Here is a 1,757-nt window from a genome sequence, read left to right as displayed (position 1 = left end):
CTCGCGCAACGGGTGGCGGCTGCACGCTGTCGACCCAGGCCGGCGGCAAGGCTTTCAGCTCGCTGCGCCAGTTCAGCGTGTGCGAGCGGGCCGTGCCCTGCAGCTGCAGCCGGCTGCTGTCGAGGCCCTGGCCGCGCCAGGCGCCCCGGGCGATGTCGGCGGTGAGCTCCAGCGGCGCGTCGGCGCTGGTGCCCGCCTGCCAGTGCAAGTCGGCCTGGCCGACCGCCAGCGGGCCGGCGCGCAGTGTCGCGAGCTTGCCCTGGCCCTGCGTCTTCACGTCGGGCCAGCGGCCGGTCAGTTCGGCTTCGCCGTTGAAGCTGCCGTTCAGGCCTTCGAGCAGGCCGGAGGCCTGCGCGCCGGGCAGCAGCTTCAGCAGCGGCTGCAGGCGTGCCAGTACCGGCGCGCGGGCATCGACATGCCAGCGGTCGGCGGCGCCGCGCGCATCGGTGGCGAGCGTGCCTTCGGCGTTCAGCGCATTGCCGCCGGCGTCGAGTTTCACGGTGGCGGCGAACGGCGCGGCGGCGCTCGGGTGGTGCAGCGCGAGGTCGCCCCGCAGCGGCACGCCGGCCAGCACGCTGTCGCCGATCACCGCAGTGATGTCGCCGCGCAGCGCGGCCAGGCGGTCGAGCAGCGTCGCACCGCGCGGGGCCGGGGCGGTCACGCTGTCGGGCACGGTCACGGCCAGTTCGCCCTTCACGTTCAGCCGGTGCGGGCCCAGGTGCCAGCTCGATTCGGGCGGGCCGGGGAACCAGGCCGCGGGGTCGAAATCGACCAGCGCGCCCTTGGCCTTGGCTTGCCAGAGTGCTGCACCAGGTTCCGCGCGCTCGGCGCTGCCGCTCAGGCTGGCCTGCGCCGCGCCGGCGGAGGCGCGCAACTCGCGCAGCTCGATGCGCCGCTCGTCGCCTTGCGCATCCACCTTCAGCTGCACCGCGCGCGCCGGCTGCAGCAGCTGGCCCTTCAGGTCGACCAGCGCCTTGAAACTCGGCGGCTGTGCGCTGCCGTCGGGCAGCGGCGGGTGGGTCTGGCCGGACAGCGTGACGGGGCCGCCGATCGTCATCGCCGGCAGGTTCGGGTCGAGCTCGGACGGCGCGATCTTGTCGAGCGTCGCGTTCAGCTCGAAGTTGCCGCCGTCGACGCGGCCGGTGCCGCTGACGCTGCCGGCCGGCTTGGCGGTGCCGGCGAGCACCGCCTCGAATGCCGCGAGCTCGAACTGCCGCGGCTGGTCGGCGCGCCCGCGCACATCGAAGCTCAGCTGGCGCAGCGGCAGGCGCTGCTCGTCCCAGCGGCCGGGCGTGTCGTTGCGCAGCGTGCCGCGCGCGGCGAGGCCGCCCTTGCCGGCCTTCGCATCGGTGGGCGCGATCGAGACCGTGCCGCTCAGCGCGGTCACCGGTGCGCTCGTCAGCAGCGCCGACAGGTCGAGCGCCTGCGTGCTGGCATCGACCTGCGGCAGCGGCCAGGGGTCCCACGGCGCGACGGTGGCGGTGGCGTCCAGCGACTGCCCTTGTGCGCGCAACGCGGCCTTCGCGTTGAAGCGCGCGAGCGGGCCCTTCGCCGACAGGTCGGCATGCCAGTCGTTGCGCAGCGATTTCGCCCAGGCCGGCAGCGTCGGCAGGGCCGCCTCGCTGCCGCTGCCCTGCACGCCGGCCAGCTGCAGCTCGAGCGGCATGTCGCCGTCGGCACCGATCTGCGCGCCGCCGGTGACCTGCAGCGCATCGAGCCGCAGCGAGACATCGCTGACACGGTGCAGCGCGCCGCGC

1 protein-coding gene is annotated in these 1,757 nt (G+C 75.0%); it reads right to left on the bottom strand.

From position 1 onward, the window contains the following. Window positions 1–1,757: translocation/assembly module TamB domain-containing protein (locus AC1DXV_RS34290; RefSeq protein ID WP_477938002.1), on the bottom strand; the 1,757-nt coding region annotated here is incomplete at both ends.

This window comes from Rhizobacter sp. P3_C12 (assembly GCF_056402735.1).
Note: the sequence above shows the minus strand (reverse complement) of the source record. Positions and strands in the feature narration are given on the sequence as shown.